At 52.7% G+C, this 207-nt stretch carries 1 protein-coding gene; it reads left to right on the forward strand.

What is annotated here, in order from left to right:
* The coding region (locus tag E1189_RS23160; protein ID WP_196221064.1) for a hypothetical protein at positions 1–206 on the forward strand (206 nt) is incomplete at its 5' end.
* Position 207: the final 1 nt, after the last annotated feature.

The raw sequence follows: 207 nt of genomic DNA on the forward strand, positions 1-207 counted from the left end.
ACGCAGGTGGTGTTCCGTCTCCCTTTACACCGGGCATATCTGCTGCTCTGGCGGTGGCTTTTAAGCTGAATAACCGAATTAAAAGTGGTGCCGCAGCGGCAGGTGGTGTTCCGCGTTCCTCGACGAACTGCCCCCTTCTCGTTTTGGCTCAATACCTCTATTTCCATGACAGGGCTATCGTAATCCAAATCATCCGGGACTGTTGAT

The sequence above is a fragment of the Parendozoicomonas verongulae genome (genome assembly GCF_009711465.1).
GTDB classification, from domain to species: domain Bacteria; phylum Pseudomonadota; class Gammaproteobacteria; order Pseudomonadales; family Endozoicomonadaceae; genus Sansalvadorimonas; species Sansalvadorimonas verongulae.